The organism is Streptomyces hebeiensis (assembly GCF_052983195.1).
Genome location: NZ_CM129812.1, coordinates 6,258,650 through 6,275,744, shown reverse-complemented (window position 1 = coordinate 6,275,744; position 17,095 = coordinate 6,258,650). Strand labels below are relative to the sequence as shown.

At 75.5% G+C, this 17,095-nt stretch carries 6 protein-coding genes; all 6 read right to left on the bottom strand.

Annotated elements, in window-relative coordinates; translation table 11 throughout:
• Positions 1 to 356 precede the first annotated feature (356 nt).
• The 6 genes from ACU6P3_RS26900 to ACU6P3_RS26875 all read right to left on the bottom strand — a co-directional run bounded on the left by ACU6P3_RS26900 (position 357) and on the right by ACU6P3_RS26875 (position 16,988).
• Positions 357 to 1,595: an arginine deiminase gene (locus tag ACU6P3_RS26900; protein ID WP_447194473.1), complete on the bottom strand. Its 1,239-nt coding sequence runs from the start codon at positions 1,593 to 1,595 to the stop codon at positions 357 to 359.
• 18 nt (positions 1,596 to 1,613) lie between these two features.
• On the bottom strand, positions 1,614 to 4,766 hold the full coding sequence (locus tag ACU6P3_RS26895; protein WP_447194472.1) for a hypothetical protein: 3,153 nt from the start codon (positions 4,764 to 4,766) through the stop codon (positions 1,614 to 1,616).
• A complete protein-coding gene (locus ACU6P3_RS26890; protein WP_447194471.1) occupies positions 4,766 to 6,895 on the bottom strand; it encodes a hypothetical protein in 2,130 nt (709 codons plus the stop codon). The genes ACU6P3_RS26895 and ACU6P3_RS26890 overlap by 1 nt, the downstream gene beginning before the upstream one ends.
• On the bottom strand, positions 6,892 to 10,197 hold the full coding sequence (locus ACU6P3_RS26885; protein ID WP_447194470.1) for a hypothetical protein: 3,306 nt from the start codon (positions 10,195 to 10,197) through the stop codon (positions 6,892 to 6,894). The genes ACU6P3_RS26890 and ACU6P3_RS26885 overlap by 4 nt, the downstream gene beginning before the upstream one ends.
• Complete coding sequence (locus tag ACU6P3_RS26880; RefSeq protein WP_447194469.1) at positions 10,194 to 14,192, bottom strand: tubulin-like doman-containing protein; 3,999 nt, start codon at positions 14,190 to 14,192, stop codon at positions 10,194 to 10,196. The genes ACU6P3_RS26885 and ACU6P3_RS26880 overlap by 4 nt, the downstream gene beginning before the upstream one ends.
• 84 nt (positions 14,193 to 14,276) lie before the next feature.
• Entirely contained in the window at positions 14,277 to 16,988 is a 2,712-nt protein-coding gene (locus ACU6P3_RS26875; RefSeq protein WP_447194468.1) for a VWA domain-containing protein, read from the bottom strand.
• Between the last annotated feature and the right edge of the window lie 107 nt (positions 16,989 to 17,095).

The following is a 17,095-nucleotide window of genomic DNA, read 5'->3' as shown; positions in this document are numbered from 1 at the left end:
TTCCCGCCCGGCCGTTCGGGCCCCGCGCACCGTGCGCACCACGCGACGCGGGACGCAAGAGAGCGGTTGGAGCGGCACGCCCGGGTGTCCCGGGCGTGCCGGATGAACTCACCCCGGACACCCGGACAACCCGGACAGCCGGACAGCCGGGAGGAAAGGCTCGGGAGACGTGCCGTCCGTGGGCAGGACCGGGGCCCGTGCCTCCTCTGGGCTGAACCGCGTGCGCGGGGCCCCGGCCGGGAGCCCGGCCGGAAGACCCGGCCGGAAGACCCGGCCGGGGGCCGCCACCGCGCGACCGAGCCGCACGCGCGACCGGGGCTTCGCCCCGGCGCGTCTCGGCCCCCGCCCACCGGCGGCTACGCGGCGTCGCGCTCGACGGGGCAGCTCATGCAGCGCGGGCCGCCGCGGCCCCGGCCCAGCTCACTGCCGGGGATCTCCAGGACCTGGATGCCCTGCCTGCGCAGGTGCGTGTTGGTGGTGACGTTGCGCTCGTAGGCGACGACCACCCCCGGCTCCACAGCGAGCACGTTGCAGCCGTCGTCCCACTGCTCCCGGGCCGCCGAATGCACGTCCTGGGTCGCGGTGAGCACCCGGATCTCGGGCAGGCCGAGGGCCGCCGCTATGGCACGGTGCATGTGCTCCGGCGGGTGGTCGGTGACCTTGAGCTCCCGGCCGTCGCCGCCCGGTTCGATGGTGTACGAGCGGAGCATGCCGAGCCCCGCGTACTGGGTGAACGTGTTCTGGTCCACCATCGTCATCACCGTGTCGAGGTGCATGAACGCGCGCCGTTTGGGCATGTCGAGCGCCACGATCGTGGTGGCGGAACCAGCGGCGAACAGGCCGCGCGCCAGCATCTCCACGGCCTGCGGGGTGGTGCGCTCGCTCATCCCGATCAGTACGGCGCCGCGGCCGATGACCAGGACGTCACCGCCCTCGATGGTGGACGGGTAGTCGTCCTGCCCCTCCGACCAGTGGTGGAAGGAGCCCGCGGGCGCGGCCGCGCCGGCGAAGAGCGGGTGGTGCTTGTAGATCGCCTCGAAGTGCACGGTCTCGCGCTGCCGCGCCGGCCAGCGCATGGCATTGATGGAGACCCCGTCGTAGACCCAGGCGGAGGTGTCCCGGGTGAAGAGGTGGTTGGGCAGCGGGTCGAGCAGGAAGTCGTCCAGGTCCATCGCGTGGAACCGCACCGAGACCGGCTCCTCGAACCGCTCGAGGAACTCCCGTTTGGTCATCCCGCCGACCAGTGCCTCGACCAGCTCGGCCGTCGGCAGCCCGTCGCAGACCTCCCGGAGGTGACCGGTGGCGAGCGGGCCGTACTCCTTCTCGTGGAACACCCGGTCCAGCACGAGCCGCCGCGCCTCGGGGAGGTCCAGCGACTCGCGCAGCAGCTCGCCGAAGAGATGGACCTCCACCCCTCGGCCGCGCAACAGCTCCGCGAACGCGTCGTGTTCCTCCTGGGCCCGGCGCACCCAGAGGACGTCGTCGAAGAGCAGTGCGTCCTTGTTCGCGGGGGTGAGCCGCTTCAGTTCCAGACCGGGCCGGTGGAGGATGACGCGGCGCAGCCGTCCGGTCTCGGAGTCGACATGGAATCCCATGCCCCCATCGTGACGGGATCACCTGGCCAGCACCACCACCAGTGCCACGATGGCCAGTACGAGGATGCTGCTCAGCGCCATGAAGACCAGCCGGCCGTCCTCGGTCGCCGATACGCGCGGCTCCCGGGCCCGGCCGGGCGGGGCGGCCGGTGAAGTGGACGGCGGGGCGGACGGTGGCGGTGGCAGGGGGGCCGCCGGCCGCGCGGACACCTGGGCGGACGGTTCCGCGGGAGGCTCGGTGACGGACCCGTGGCCCGGGGCCGGGCCAGGGCCGTGGACCGGGCCGACAGCGTGGGCCGGCCTCCCCGGCTCGTAGGACTTGTGGAGTTCGGCGGGCTTCCCGGTCTCGTCCGGGGCGAAGGATTCCTCGTGCGTCGCGCGCCCCTCCTCCCGCCCCTGGTGCTCGTACGACCGGGGCTGCTCGTGCGAACGGGGCTGCTCGTACACCGATGGCCGCTGCTCGTACGCCTGGTCCCGCGCCTGGTCGTACGGTTCTTCGGCGCGTGTCGGCGGGCGCGCGCGCGTCGGTTCGTGGGACCTGGGCGTCTCGTGGGAGCGGAATTCGTACGGCCCGGACTCCGGCTCCGGCTCCGGCTCGTAAGGGTTGGGCTCCACCTGCGGGAAGGCGGCGGGCGGCGGCTCCGGCAGCCGTCCCTCCGAGCCGTGCCACGCGGCGTCGAGCAGCGCCAGCCAGACCTCGTCCCGTAACTTCGCGCCGTCCTTCGCCTCCAATATCTGCCGCACCGCGGAGCGGCCGACCGGGTCCTGCCCGCCGCCCAGTCGGGGCAGCAGCGCGACGAGCCGCGTGCTGTTCCGCGGCTCGCGCGCGAGGGGGCGGACGGCCCAGAGGTACAGCGCGGCGGCGTTCGCGGCCTGGGTCTCGTCGGACGGCCGGCCCCCGTACGGCGGCCAGGGGAGGCCGGCCGCGAACAGCCCCCGCTCCAGCACGGCGTCGCACAGCGCCTGCCGGCGGTGCTCGTTCCACTCGCCGTAACGGGAGGCGATCTCCTTCACCAGCGCCGTGACGGCCACGTAGGGCAGACCGGGCTCCCGCACGGCGGCGATCAGGTCGCCGTCGGAGCCGCCGCGCACGGCGCCCCTGACGTTCTCCGGGATCTCCCCGGGCGCGGCACCGGACTCCTCCGGGGCCCGCAGTACGGCGTGCAGGCGCGCGGCCTTGACGGTCGTACGGCGGCGGCGCCAGGGCACCAGGCTGCCGCGGGCCGACTCCATCGGCCAGTCGGGCTGGACCCGGCGCAGGAGTGGCGGCGCGGCGGGAGCGGTGGGGACCGGGGCGGTGGGGCGCGGCGGGTCCTGCCGTACGGGCCCGGGGCGGTACGGGCCGGAGGGGCCGGGCGGCCCGCCCTGGGCGTCCCGTCCGAAGGGCTCCGGCCGGACCGGGCCGGTCTCACGCCTCGTCGGCCGGACGGGATCCGGCCGCTCGGCGTCCTGGCGGGAGGCTTCGGGCGGCTTCGGCCCCGGACGGAAGGGATCCCGGCGCGGCGGCCCCGCCACGCCCTGGTTCGAGGACGTGCCCGGATCGGACGGCACGCCCGGACCGGACGACGGGCCCGGGTCCGAGGACGCGCCAGGGCCCGAGGGCAGGGGATCGGGGCGGTCGGAGTCACGGCGGAACCCACCCGGACGCGCCGCCCCGGGCCATCCGCGCCCGCCGGATTCCCGGCCCCCCGACTCCGGGTGGCCGGGGTCGTTCCGGCGCGCCCCGCCCGGCCGCCGGTCCGGGTCCGGGTCCGCGTCCAAATCGGGGGCCACGTCCGCGTCCGGGCGGCCGGGGAGCCCCCGGGCCGAATCGGGAACGGCCCGCGGCGGTTCCGGACGTTCGGCATCACGCCCGGGCGGCCCCGAGCCCGTACGAGACGGATCCTCGCCCCCACGGGGCGGATCCGGAACCGCCCGGGGCGAGCCCGGGACCGTACGGAACGGTGGATCCTGGCCCGCCCGGGACGGCCCCGGCACCCCACGCGGCGGGTCCGGAGACTCGCCGTCACGCCGGACCGCATCAGAACGCCCGTACGCGTCCGAACCCCCACGTGAGGGATCCGGCGACTCGCCGTCACGCCCGTACGCGTCCGAACCCCCGCGCCGCGGATCCGGACGCTCGGCATCGCGCCGGACCGGGCCCGGGCCCCCGCGCGGCGGATCCGGGCGTTCGAAGTCCCGCCGTGTCGGATCCGGCCGGACGGGGCCCCGGCGCGGCAGGTCCGGCCGGCTGCCCCCGTCCGGCCGGTAGAGCCGGCGCGGACGGGCCGCCAGGCGGTCCAGCGCCTCCGCGGCCATGTCCAGCAGCGCGCCGTCGTCGAAGGGCGACCGCGACCGCGCGACCGAGGCCAGCGCCCTGGCGACCTCGTACTCGCGCTCCTCCCCCTCCTCCGCCCCGCGCAGGTAGTGGTCGACCAGCCATGCCGCCACCTGTTCCGCCCGGTCGCCCAGTCGCTCGCGCGGGTCCGTCCGCGTCCATTCCGTGCGCTGCGGCGCGGGCCCGGGCCAGCGGCGTACGAAGACGAACCGCAGCGCCCGCGCCTCCGCCGTGTCATGCGTGGCGAACGTCCAGCGGGCCAGAGGCAGTCCCCGGAAGATCCCGTACAACCCCCACAGCACCCGGAACGCGCTGTCGCCGCCCCGCCCGTCCAGCACGGTCAGCTTCTGGCCCGGCCGGCGGAGCAGTTCGGCCGCCACCGCCGCCAGCGTCTCCTCCTCGTCGGCCAGTCCGCGCATCAGCGCGCGCCGGCCCCGCTCGGCGCCCGCCAGCAGCGCCGCCACCCTGACCTTCGCCAGGTCGCCGCGGACATCGCCGAGCGGCAGGTCACCGCCCTCCCACCGCCAGTGGTGCAGCCCGAGCGAGGTCTCCACGTCCAGGGTGTCGGACGTGCCGATCAGCGCGTGGCAGACCGTGCTCGGCTGTCCGTCCGGGTCCGGCCAGACGGCCCGGCGGATCAGCAGGACGCCGCTGCCCCTGCCCTCCAGCCGGACCAGGGCGGGCACGGTCTCCGCCGCCGTCGTCCGCAACAGCGGTGCGATGTGGCCGAAGATGGTCTCGGCCCGCTCCCGCTCGCAGGACCAGGCCACCGGGCCGAAGCCGGTGGTGCCGAGCGTGTTGTCGGCGTCCCAGCGGAAGACGATCTGGTCGACCGACTCCTCATGACGGGCCATCAGGTCCCCACCTCACTCAGTTCCGCCGCGGGGAGCAGCCCGCACATGGCGAAGATCGACAAAAGGGGTGCGAGGACCCGCCGTGGCCGGACGCCGTGCGGGAAGGTCCCGCCGCGTTCCTGCGCGCCGGTCGCCGCCACGAAGTGCAGCGTGCAGCGCGCGCAGTCGTCGAACGGCTTCAGCCAGGCGGGGCTGCCGTGGTGCGCGGCGAAGGCGTACACGTCACGGCTCTCCGCGCGGAAGGTCTCCTCGTCGAGCGACACCGGCAGGGCCCGGCCCAGCCACCGGTCGACCACCGGGTCGAAGCGGACGAGATCGCTCTTGTTGAGCGCGACGGCCGCCGGGGCGGCGATGTACGGGCCGGTGCGCGGGACCCGGTTGAGGACGGTGGTGAACGCCTCGTCGCCCAGGTCCCGTTGCTGGAGCCGGGTCCGCGCGCGCACCGGGTCGAGCGTCCGCAGCCGCAGCGCCCGCAGCGGGTCGAGCACGAAGACGAACGCGCCCACGCCCATCAGGAAGCTGGTCACCTCGCCGTTCTGGGCCAGGTCCTCGCCCGCGAGGTCGAAGAAGACGACCGGCCGGGTCCCGGCCGGTCCCGTGATCAGCAGACCGTCGGTGAAATGGGCGAAGGACGCCTGCCCGGTCCGCTCCAGCACCTTGCCCCGGTGCAGCGGCTGGACCCGGTCCCGCAGGAACTCCCGGTGCGTCTCCGGGTTGAGGGGCAGGCTCTTGAGGCCGTACGGCTCCAGCGCGCCCTGTTCGATCTCACCGAGCATGGCCGCGAGGAGGTGGCTCTTGCCGGCGGCCGAGCTGCCGACGAGCGCGATGGTGAGCGGTTCGCCGTTGGTGAGGTACGGCACGGGGAGGTAGTGCGGCGCGGCCGACGGGGCGTGCGGGCAGGTCTGGTACGCCTGGCGCAGCGCGTCCTGGCGGTGCATGGGGCGCCGCTCCGCGCTCAGGTCCAGCGGGTTGGCCACCTTCTTGGAGTCGAGGGTGACCAGCCGGCTCTCGTCGTAGGAGACCGGCAGCAGACAGTGCGGGCAGAGGGTGGGCCGCCGGACCGGGGTCGGGAGTTCGGGGGCCGGCTCCGGGGCGGGCTCGGGCGCCGCGGCCGAGGCACCGCCGGTCAGCCAGGAGCGCAGGGAGCGGCGGGGCGGCGGGTATTCGTACGCGGCCTCCGCCCAGTGCTCCTCGGGTTCCTGACCGCGGTTCAGTTCCTGGCGCTTCTTGGCGCGCTGGGCGTCGAACTCGGCGCGGGCCCGGCTCAGCGGGTCGGCCGAGGACGACGCGGCGGCCAGCGGGTCCGCCACGTTGAGCAGCCGCATCAGGTCCGCCGCCAGGGGCCGTCCGTCGGCGTACGGGGCGAATGCCCCGCCCTCGTCGAGCGCGGCCAGCCGCCGGAACTCGCGGAGGTCCGGCGGCGGGCCCGAGGCCGCCCCCGGCCGCCCGGCCAGCAGGAAGTAGACGAGCTGGGCGACGGACCACAGATCGTCGCGGGTGTCGGTGGCACCCACCCCCTCGCGCTGCTCGGGCGAGGCCCAGGGCGCGGTGCCGTAGGCCGCCCGGGGCTCACCGGTGCGCAGGACGGCGTACGGCTCGGCGAGCCGCACATGGGTCCCGTCCCAGCGGACGGTGTACGGGGTGATCGCCCGGTGGACCAGTCCCACGTGGTCCAGCAGGCGTACGGCCAGGACGAGTTGGGCGACCACCTGCTGCTGCTCGGCGACGGTGAGCGTCCCCTGGCGCCGGGCGATGGGCTCCCCGTCCGTCGCCCGGTAGAGGACGAAGGGCTCCGGGGCCTCCAGGTCGAAGCCGACGAGACGGGTGAACACCTCGCCGTACCGCTCCGTCCCGTACCGCCGCTCCAGCGCGACCCCGGCGCTCACCTGGCGTTCGAACGCCGCGTACGCCGCCGGGTCGCCCTGCGCGGCGGCGGGCAGCCGGTACTGGAGGACGCGCCATCCCTCACCGAGGGTCACCGGGCGGACCAGCAACGGGGCGGGGCCGCCGGGCGCCCGTCGGTCCCCGTGGAGCAGCGCGGCGAAGCGCACGGCTTCGCCGCCGTGCGTGCTGAACTCCAGCTCCACCTTCTCGGCCCGGGTGTCCGCGCGTTCGTCTCCCGAGGTCATGACTCCTCCCCCTGCCCCCACCGTTCCCGTCGCTCCTCCTGCTCCGGTTGTTCCTCGTGCCCCCGTCGTTCCTCGTGCGCCCGTTGTTCCGCGTCCCGTTGCTCTCGTTGCTCCCGTTGCTCGCCCCGGACGGTTCTGACGATCCCGGACCGCAGCGGCACCAGGCGCAGGACGCCCGCGTGCCGGCCGCCCGGGGTCCAGACCACGTCCTCGCCCGCCGTGTACCAGCCGTCGTACGTCAGGTCCGCCTCGGCGCCCCGGCGCATGGCCTCGGGCGCGAACCTGACCTGACGTACCGCTGTCGGGTCCTTGGAGAGCATCCGCCGGTGTTCGGCCGCGCACAAGGGCACGGTCTCGTCGGCGCCCCCGGTGCCACCATCGGGACCCAGCAGCCGCCCGGCGCGGTCGGCGGACACGCCGAGCAGTTCGGCGGCGCCGGGCCGCCGGCCCGGCTCGCGCGCGAAGCGCGGCGCGGATGTCGCGCCGTCGCGCTGGAGCAGCGCGTGTTCCGCGTCCAGCACGTCGGTCATGGGCGCGCGCAATGAGGCCCGGCCGGCCTGGGCCGGGTCGGCCTCGACCGCCGCCCAGTGGGCGGCGAGGATGGTGAGGGCGCCGTCGGCGAGATCACCGTGGAGGGTGTCCACGAGGGCCGCGCCGCCGTCGCCGCGTTCGCGTTCCAGCCACGGCGGATCGGCCGCGGAACCGGCGCCGCGGGGGTCCCGGGGCCACGGTCCGCGGGCGCGTTGGGACGGCCGTGACCGGCCCGCGGGCCAGGCGCCGTCCTCGTCGGAGACGTCGTACTCCAGCGGGCCGTCGGCCGGTTCGTCGTACGCGTCCCGGCTCGGCGGCCGACGCTCACCGGCCGCGGCGGCGGTCTCCGCACGGCCGTCGTCGGTGGCGCCGCCCCTCGCGTCCCCGCGCGCCCGGTCGTCGTCCCCCCGGGCAGGCCGTGTCGTCCGGCCATCGTCGTCCCAGCCGCCGTCCCCTCGTGACCAGTTGGTCCCTTCCGACCAGCCGTCATCGCCGTCATCACCGTCGGCGCCCGGCGGCCAGGCGCCGGCGGGAGCGGCGGCGCGGCCGTCACCGAGGTGGTCGGGGCCGGACCGTTCGTACCACCCGTCGTCCCGGTAACCGCCTTCGTCGTCCTGGTAGCCACCCTGGTAGCCACTCCCGTTACGGTGGCCCCGGTCGTCCCGATGGCCCCCCTCGTCCCGGTAGCCCCGGTCGGTCCGGTAGTCACGGTCGGTCCGGTAGTCACGGTCGGTCCGGTAGTCACGGTGGTCGTAGTCACCCCGGCCGTCCCGTTCGCCCTGATCACCCCAGTCGTTGCCGCCGTCCCGATGGTCCCGGTGATCCCGGTGGTCACCGTCGTCCCGTGTGATCCCGGAGCGGGTGACGCTCGCCGACCAGCCGTCGTCCGCCGCGCTGTCACCCCAGTTGTCCCAGCTCCAGGGCTCGGCGGCGGCCTGTCCGCCCGCACCGGTCGCCGTGTCCGTGACGGGTGCCGGGGTCGCCGTCCAGCCGGCCGGTTCGGTGCGGGTGCCACCGGTGATCCGGTCCTCCGCCGTCCCGGCCAGGTCCCGTACGAGCCTGGCGACCGCGCGCGCCCCGTCCGAACAGTGGTACCGGGCATCCGCGAACAGCCAGTCGTGGACGGCCGTCCGGGCCAGCAGGTCGTCGATCCCGGTGAGTGCGCGCGCCGCCCACCGGACGTCCGTACGCGTCCACCACTGGTCGACCGCGGCCGACCAGTCGCGCAGCAGCAGCGCCCCCAGCCCGGCCACGGCCACCACGAGGGCCGTCGCCCCGGCCCAGACCGGCACCTCGGTCAGCCGACCGGTCACAGCGCCCGCGGCCCCGCCCGCCGGCCCGGCGAGCAGCCGGAGGCCCCAGGGGGTGCTGCCGCCGCCGTCCAGCCTGCCGTCGTACGAACGGTTGGGCCTGCGCCGCAGCATGAGCAGCGTCAGGGCCGCCGCGACGACCCCGGCGGCCGGCCCCAGCACCCAGCCGGGCCCCGGCCACAGTCCCGCGAGGAGCGCCAGCAGGAAGACCGGGGCGACCTGCCCGAACGTCGAGCCGCGCAGCCGGAACGGCACGGGCGAGGCCAGGTCGTCCAGCCGCCCGGGCGGACAGATCTCGTCCAGCCGGGCGAGCCGCGCCGCGCTGCCCGCCGGGGCGGACAGGTCGGACAGCGCGCCGAGGCGGGCCGCCACGGACCGCAACGGCAGCCCGGACTCGATCAGCCGCTCGGTGTACGTGCGCAGCCCCGGGCCCACCGCGCCTCGCGACGCCTCGGGGATCTCCGGCAGGTCGATCCCCCGTTTCAGCAGGCGCCCGCGCTGGTCCGGGCGGAGCCGGTCGCCGCCGCCGTCGCTGAGCGCTCCGGCGATCACGTCGCGGTAGCCGCCGAGTTCGTCGGCGAGCCGTTCCAGCCGCTCGGGCAGGTCGACGGGGCGCGCCCGCCGGCCGGGCAGCCGCCCGAACAGCCCGGAGAGCCCGCGCACCCGCTCGTATCCGTCCTCGGCGTCCTCCAGCGCCCGGCCGCAGGCCCGCTGCCGGGTCTCGGCCGGCGCGCCCGGCACCAGCCAGGAGCGCCCGGCGAGGCTCCGGGGCATCGTGTGCCCGAGCAGGGGGGCCAGGGCGGCCGGGACCGCGTCGCCCGCGCCGGGGCCCGAGCCCGGCGCGCCCTCGGCGACCAGCGCGGGGGTCGGGATCTCCTGACCGGTCAGCCGCTCCAGGGCCTGGCGCCAGGCACGGGTCCTGGCCTCCTCCGTCAGATCGTGTTCGAGCACCCGGGCAGCGGGCACGCTCACGCCGTGCAGGACGTCGGCCAGTTCGGTGAGCACGGCGTCGAAGACCAACGGCTCGCCGAGGAGTTCGAGCAGCGGACGCAGCGCGTCGTCGTCCTCCGGTCCGTCCGGCTCCGCCCCGCGCACCGGGCCGGCGCCCGCGTACGCCTCCGGGATCCACAACACCCCGGCGGTCGGGGGCCGCAGTGCGTGCGGACGGCCCAGGGCGCGCAGGTCCCGGCCGCCGACCGCGAGGCAGAGCACCTGCGCGGGTCCGTGTTTGTAGAGCCGTTCGTAATGGAGCTGATGGGCCACCAGCCGGGCGGCGTCGTCGAGCACCAGGAAGCGCCGGACGTCGGACGACCTCGCCCGCGCCAGCGCCTCGGTGACCGGGTCCTCGGCGGTGCGGTCGTGGCCGTGTCCCGAACCACCGTGGGGGTCGTCGTGGGGCACGGCACAGTGGCGCAGGTCGAGGAGGACGACCCCGGCGGGCGGTCGGCGGTCCCTGCTCACAGCCTGGTTCCCTCCTGCCCGTTGTCCCACTTCGTGCTGCCGGTCCCGGTACCCCGGCCGCCGCTGCTGCCGGAGCCGCGGGAGGAGTCCGTACCGGGGTCGCTCTCGCCCCAGTCGTCGACGTCCCAGGGGTCGGCCCCGGCGGGCGGCTCCGGCGCCTCCTGGTGGCCGGCCGCCGCGCGGTCGCCGTGGCGGTCGCGTTCGTTCACACGGTCGCGCCCGTCGGGACGGCCACGACCGTCGGTTCGGTCCCATCCGTCGGACCGGCCACGCCCGTCGGAACCGTTCCACCCGTCGTAGTGGTCCCGCTCGTCGTAAGACTCGCGCGCCTCGTGAGACTCCCGGTTCACATACGGCTCGCGCTCCTCCCGTACCTCGCGAGACCCGTACCGCTCACGCGTCTCCCGGTTCGTGTACGGCTCACGCGCGTCGTCGTAGCGGTCCGGCGACTCGTGCGCGTCGCGCCCGCCGTAGGCATCAGGCCCCCCGTACGCGTCACGGTCCTCGTAGGCGTCACGGTCCCCGTAGGCGTCCCTCGGCGGCGACGGTTCACGCCTGTCCCGGTGGTCACGCGGCTCACGTGGAGGGCGCGACGCCCTGCGTTCACGGGGCTCGTAGGAGTCATACGACTCGTACGGCTCGTACGGCTCTTCCGTCCCGTACGAGTCCCACGCTCCGTCCGCCGTGTCCGCCCCCTCCGCCCTTCGTGGCTCCCGCACCCCACGCGGCTCCCACTCCCCGTACCGCTCGCCAGGCTCACCGCGCCGGGGTGCCGGGCCCCTCCGCGGGGCCTGCGGGTCCGACGGCGAGGGCCGTCCGGCCGTCCCGCGCCGGCCGTCGCCACGGGGCGGCGGCACGGCGGAACCGCCGTGTGCCAGCCGCTGGTCCAGGGCCCTGAGCGTCGGCCGGGTGGGCCGGGAGGCGCCCGGGAAGCGCAGGTCGAGTGCCCCCTCGAAGGTCTTCTCCCAGAAGTCCCGCAGCGGCAGCAGCCACTCCTCGTCCTCCGCGGTGAACCGTCCCGTCAGCTCGTCCAGCAGCCGCAGCTGACGCGGCGCCACCTCGTGCACGAGCTTGCGGAACAGCGGCGCCGGCGCCACGGGGGTGGTGGTGAGCCCGGCGGGCTGCGCCCGCATCAGCCGGTCGCAGAAGTCCTCGATGATCTGGCCCTCGACCTCCAGCAGCGCCCACTTCTCGTAGGCACGCAGCAGCCCGGCCCAGCTGGAGACGTGTCCGTCGAAGGTCTCCAGGTTCAGGGTCATGGTGGCGGAGTCGCCGTCCTGGAGCCGGATCCGGATCCGGTCGGGCGAGGCGGGGTCCCCCTCCACGTCGACCCGGCCGTTCCACATCGCGCACAGGACGCGGTGCAGGATGCGCCGCCGGTCGTCCTCCGTGCTGGCCAGCCAGTCGTCGCGGTATCCCAGCCGCTGCCGCCAGTGCAGGAAGTCGTCGCCACCGGACGCGTCGCGCGCCTCGGACCACTGGCGCAGCGCGTGCCGGACCTCGGAGACGTCGGTGAGGCTCATCCCGCTGCGGAACAGCACGACCGTGATGGCCTCCGCCTCCACGGCGCGGAACTCCGGTGTGATGCCCGGGTCGCGGGGCAGGTTCAGCTCCTGCTCCAGGTACCGGGCGGCGCGGGCGTCCGCCTCGCTCTGGGGGTGCACGATCAGCACCTTCAGCGGGCCGCTGCCGTCCGGGGTGAACCCGACGGGCAGCAGGCCGGCGAGCTGGGAGCGGAACTGCTTCAGCCACCGGCCGTCGACCGTCGCCTCCGCCTCCTCGTCCCCGGCCGCGGCCCGCAGCAGGACACCGAGGGACGGCAGCAGCGGCCGGTCGTCCAGCACGCTCGCCTCGCCGAACAGCGCCTTCACCCGCCGCTCGACCACCTGCTTGATCTCCTTGACCGCCGCGCGCGGGGAGCGGCGCACGGCGTCCAGCGCCCGCTGCCAGTCCTCCGGTGTGATCAGCCGCGCCAGCAGCCCGGCGGCGCTGGGGTTGTCCGACAGGCTCTCGTGCTGGGCGAGCCGGTCGAAGACGTCGTCGTAGAAGGCCCGGAGGTTGTTCTGCGGGGGCAGCAGGTACGACACGCCCGTGCGGTCGTCGCGGTAGAGCTCCTTGCGCCGCTCGGCGAACAGCTTGCGCTCGCTCTCCTCGTGCGCGCGCAGCGCCCGTACCAGCTCGCCCACCTCCTTCAGGGCGCGCACCAGCGGGGGCCGCCACCGGGACTCGTGGTCCTTCCAGGCCCGGTGCCACTGCCGGTTGGCGCGCCAGACGTACCACGCGTCCTGCTCGTCCAGCGCGTCCTGTACGTCCGGGTCGCCCCAGCGCGCGGGGACCATGCCGGCCGCGCTGCGCCTGATCCGGGGGATCGGCGGCGCGGAGGGTTCGACGCCGGGGGGCCGTTCCGGGTCGTTCTTGCGGTTCTCCAGCATCCCGGCGAAGCCCACCTCGGCTGCCCGCTGCGGATGGCCCGGCAGCCCGGAGAGCACCCGCTCCAGCCGGAACGGGCCCAGCAGCGCGAGCAGTTCACGTGCCCCGCTGCCGGGCTTGAAGTCCTCCACCAGGCGCGGGATCTCCCGGTCCAGCTCGCGGTCGAGACGGCCGATGCCGTCCTCCATGTCGCCGATCCGGTCGCGCAGCGCCTGGCTGATGGCCTTGCCGCCCTTGGGCAGCGGGTCGGGCGGCGCCACCTCGGGCGCCTCCCGTGTCCACAGCCGTCCGATGCCGGAGCGGTCGAACATCTCCCGGACCAGGTGGGTGCCGTCGTCGTCGGCGCGCCGGGCGTCCTCGGCCATCCCCCGTACGGCCTGGGCCAGCAGCCGGCCGGCGACGATCTCGGCGAGGTCGTCCACGGGAACGGTCAGGGAGGCGGCGAGGCTGGTGGACATGCCCCGGTAGCCGATGCCGGACCGGGAGGGCGTGGAGCGTTCCACGCTCTTGTTGACGAAGCTGGCGGCGAAGGACTGGTGGTCCCCCTCGGTGCGGCCCTGGGTGTTCTCGTCGCCCAGTTCCGTGCCGATGAGCGACATCACCATGGCGGTGATGGAGCGGCGCAGGTCCTCCGGCCGGATGCCGGAGGGGCGGCTGAAGAGGAAGGCCGTCTGCACCGTGGAGGGGCGCAGCACCACCTCGCCCTGGACCGGGTAGCGCACGCCGAGCGAGCCCCGCTGCTCCACGTCGCCGAAGTCGGACTGCGCGTCCGGCACGTTCTGGTCGTCGACCAGCCGGGACAGGTCCACCAGGGCCCGCGCCGAGTTGAGCTCGGCCTCCCGGCCGCCGCCCGCCTCGGGCGGGAACGCCGAGGGCATCACGACCAGCGGGTAGATCTTCAGTCCCGGCACCTTGGCGGTGCGGAACTCGTGCCCGATGAGGTGGATGAAGTCGTAGAAGATGCCCGCGCCCGTGCCGCCCGCCACGGAGAACGCCACGAAAACGTCGCAGCCGCGGATCTGTCGGCCGCCCATCTCCCGTAGGTCACCGGCCGCGTTGGCGATCGTGCCGATGGCGGCGCGCAGTTGGCGCAGCACCGGCTCCAGGCCGCCCCGCAACGTGCCGAACAGCGCCGCCCTGCCCACGGTGGGCAGCTGGCCGGCGCCGTTGTGCAGGGGTGCCACCCGGGGCTGTCTGTCCTGCGGGGGCAGCCAGTCGTGCGTCTCGTCGTGCAGCGCGACCCGGAGCATCCGGGTCACCTCGGGCGAACTGTCGTAGTGGGCGGGCAGCAGGTCGTGGACGGCCCGTGCGGTACGGGCGTACGCGGCGGCCTCGGTGCCCTTGGCGGACAGGTGCGGCAGCCGGGCCAGCTCGGCCTCGCTGAAGTCGGCGTACACGAACTGGAGGCAGTCCGGGAGCTGGAACGGCGCGCGCCGGCCGTCGGACGCCAGTTTCGTACCGTCGGGACCGCACAGCTCGCGGCGCAGGCCCCGCTCCAGCTCGGCACCGATCTTGCCGCCGGTGCCGCCCAGGCCGACGAAGAGCATGGGCTGATAGATCTTCATGTCGTCTCCCGTAGGGCCGCCGCCGTGTCCCGGCGGCGGCCCGTCGTCACTCAGAACTCAGAACTCGGAACTCGGTCGCCGCGCTCAGAAGTTGGGGTCGAACCGGCCCGGCGAACCGGCGGCCTGCCCGTCCGAGCCGGCCGGGCCGCCGCTGTCATGGCGCCGACCGCCCCCTCGGCCCTCGCCCCGGCCCCACTCGTCCCGGCCCCGGTCGTCCCTGGCCCGCTCGTCGCCGCGACGCCCGTCCCGGCGGCTCCCGTCGCCGCGACGCCCGTCCCGGCCGTCCTCGGGGCGGCCGTCGCCGTCCCGGCGCGTCGCGGCGCCGCGACGTCGGCCGCGCAGACCGGCCCAGCCACCCCGACGGCGCTCCTGATCCCGGTCCCCGCCCCGGTCGCGGCCCCGATCCCGGTCGCCGTGGCGGTCACGCTCCCGGTCGTCGGCGCGGGCCGTGTCCCGGCTCCCGGCGCCGGCCCCCTCGCGGCCCCTGCCCCTTTCTCCGTACCTGTCCCGTTCCCCGTACCTGTCCCTCTCTCCGTACTCGTCCCCGCCGACGGCCCGGTTCCGGTCGGCGTCCCGGTCCCGACGACCCGTACCGGTGCCGGCGCCACGAAAACCACGGACGCCTCGGGCGCTTCGGGCGTCCTCGGGCCCGCCCGCCGTGCGCCGGTCGTGGACCACCAGTTCCAGCCCGTCGCCCAGTCCCGCCGGTTCTCCCGCCCGCAGCGACCGTTCCCTGCCCTGGCGCGGCCGGAGCAGGAACTCCCCCGCCGCCGTGCGCCGCAGCCGGTACGCGCCGCCCTGGCCGGACCCGGCGCGGGCCAGCGACGGTGCTGCCCCCCGCGAACGGTCCACCACGAAGTGGAACGCCCCGCCCGGACTCTGCCCGGAACGCACGGTCAGCTCGTCCGGCCGGAGTCCCTCGCCGCACAGTTCCAGCCGGACGCCCGTCAGGTCCCGTCGCCTGTGGAGCGCCGTCATCCGCACCCCCAGGAAGACGGCCACGGCCAGCGCCAGGGCCGCCGCCGCCAGCACCGCGCCCCACCACCGGTCCCACCAGGTGGGCGTGGGCTCCACCGGCACGCCCACGAAGACGGTGTCCAGGGCGCGCCCCTCGTCGTCCGTGTCGGTGACCGTGATCCGGCTGCCGATCTCACCGACGGGGACACCGGAGCCGAGCGTCAGCCGGAGCGGCACGCTCCGCTCCTCCCCCGCCGCCACCTCGACGATGCCGGGGCTGACCCGCAGCCCTCCGCCGGGCGGCGGGTCCGTGACGGCCAGCCGCAGCCGGTGGGCGCCCTGGTCCTTGTTGCTGACGTCCAGGGTGCCCTCGATCACGCCACCGGGGTGGACGCTGTCCCGGGCGACGGTCAGGGACGCCGCGACGGGCGACGTCCCGGCGGAGATCCGGGCGTTGAGCGGCCGGTGGTCGCCGGTGACGCCGGGTGCCGTCATCTCGGCCGTCAGCGCCAGGTCCCCGTCGGCGGAGGACGGGACGGTCAGCCTGCCGGTGAACCGCACGTCCCCGGCGCGCGCGTCGGGCGCCCTGCCGTCGTCCGAGAGCGGCACGGTCACCGCGTCGAAACCGCTGCCGGACAGCCGCGCGGCGACCTCGACCCCCTTCAGCTCGTCCGGATCGTCGATGACGACGCCGCGCCGCGTCTGCATCCGCACCTCGACCACGGCCCGCTCTCCAGGGCGCGGAGAGGCCGGGTCGAGCGTGACGGCCGAGCGCAGCCGGCCCTGCCAGATGGCGCGGACGGCGACCTCACGGCCCCGGTGTCCGTCCGGCGCCTCCAGGTGGACCCGCCACTTGCCGGGGCGCGGGTTCTTCACCCGGAGCGCCTCCACGGGGCCGTTCTGCCCGGTGGCCTCGAACGTCGAGCCGTCGTACGAACCCCGGGTGGGCACCTTGCGACCGCGCGGGTCGTAGTACGTCGCGGTGACCTTGGGGTCGTGCTTGCTGACCGTGATGGAGCCGTCTGTGGCGATCTTGGGGATCGTCACGGTCAGGTCCGTGGGCGGCTTGCCGACCTCGCCCTGGACGACCTGGGCGCAGCGCGCGGCGGCGAAGGTCTCCTGGAGCACCTTGTCGATCTCGGCCGAGCTGTCCACCACCCGCATCCGGGGCGCCGCGGACGGCAGGTCGGCGCAGCCGCCCCGGAATCCGCCGGCGGCCATGTCACCGAGCGCGCCCCGGTCGATCTCCTGGCCGAAGCCGAGCGGCCAGATCTGGACGGACTCCTCGCGGGCCCGGCCGAGTTCCTCGGTCAGCTGCTTGGCCGCCTCGGCCTGCCGGCTGGCCGCGTCCGGCCCGTACTCCGGGCTGTCCCGCACGTCCAGCCGGCCGTCGGTGAGCAGGAAGACCACCTTGGGCGTGGCGGGCCTGCCGTCCTCCCCGCCCAGCCGGTTGACCGCCTGGCGCAGGGCGGCCGGGAAGTCGGTGCCCGGCCCCATCCTCTCGCTGTCGCGGCGGGACAGTTCCTTGACGCAGTCGCTGAGGCGGTTGCGGCCCGCCGCGTCCACGACGGTCGGTTCGCAGACCTCGCGCACCGCCGACTGTCCGGGCTTCTCCGAACTGCCGAAGCCGATGACCGTGGCCCGGGACCGCTCGGAGATCTCGCCCTGGCCGATCAGCGCGGCGGCCTCCACCTCCCGCGCCAGGTCCTTGTCGGAGAGGCTGGAGGACTGGTCGACCACCACGGCGAAGTCGATCGGGTCGGCTCCCTCGGCCGCCGCGCGCGGCAGGCCCGGCGCGCCCGTCGCGCTGCCGGGGCCGGCCGCCGTCTGGGTGAACACGGCCGTCAGCGCCAGCAGGAGTCCCGCCGACGCGCGCGCGCCGAGCGCCGCGCGTGCGCCACGTACCGCCCGTGCACCGTGTGGCGCCCCCGCACCATGTGGCGCCC

Bases quoted from the DNA above. Each gene is read 5' to 3' on its own strand.
- ACU6P3_RS26900 (WP_447194473.1), bottom strand. From the start codon at position 1,595: ATGGGATTCCATGTCGACTCCGAGACCGGACGGCTGCGCCGCGTCATC.
- ACU6P3_RS26895 (WP_447194472.1), bottom strand. From the start codon at position 4,766: ATGGCCCGTCATGAGGAGTCGGTCGACCAGATCGTCTTCCGCTGGGAC.
- ACU6P3_RS26890 (WP_447194471.1), bottom strand. From the start codon at position 6,895: ATGACCTCGGGAGACGAACGCGCGGACACCCGGGCCGAGAAGGTGGAG.
- ACU6P3_RS26880 (WP_447194469.1), bottom strand. From the start codon at position 14,192: ATGAAGATCTATCAGCCCATGCTCTTCGTCGGCCTGGGCGGCACCGGC.